This window comes from Chromohalobacter sp. HP20-39, assembly GCF_033052815.1.
In the GTDB taxonomy this organism is placed as follows: Bacteria; Pseudomonadota; Gammaproteobacteria; order Pseudomonadales; family Halomonadaceae; genus Chromohalobacter.
The window spans coordinates 1-397 of sequence record NZ_JAWHTP010000235.1; the positions used below are offsets into that span (position 1 = coordinate 1).

The 397-nt window shown below is 67.0% G+C and carries 1 protein-coding gene; it reads right to left on the reverse strand.

The features are described from left to right. Positions 1 to 318 (reverse strand): RHS repeat domain-containing protein (locus tag RVY79_RS17800; RefSeq protein ID WP_317465839.1); only part of this gene is annotated, 318 nt, incomplete at its 3' end. Between the last annotated feature and the right edge of the window lie 79 nt (positions 319 to 397).

The window sequence follows — 397 nt, forward strand, 5'->3', positions numbered from 1 at the left end:
CCGGTCGCCACGGGGGTTGTCCAGGCCGGCGGCGTAGTCATGACGCGTGACGTTGCCATCTGCATCGGTTTCTTCCAGCAGGCGGCCAAGCGCATCAAAGCGCGTGCCGAGCTTGGCACCGGTGGGCAACCGCGTGCTGATCAGGCGGAGCTGCGCGTCATAGTCGAAGCGGGTTTCCTGTTCGTTTTCCGTTGCACGCAGGAGCTCGCCTTGTTCACCATACCGATAGCGTTTGACCTGGCCATCGGGCTCGGTGCGAGCATGCTCGCGCTGGGCCGGCAGCGAAGCGCAAGCGCGCGCTTTGCCGACCGGCTGCATGCGGCGCTTCCGTCCTGGGCCATGCCAGGTTCGCATCCCAGCGCAGATGTCCCGCCCGAGGGGGCTGGGGATTCGCCCG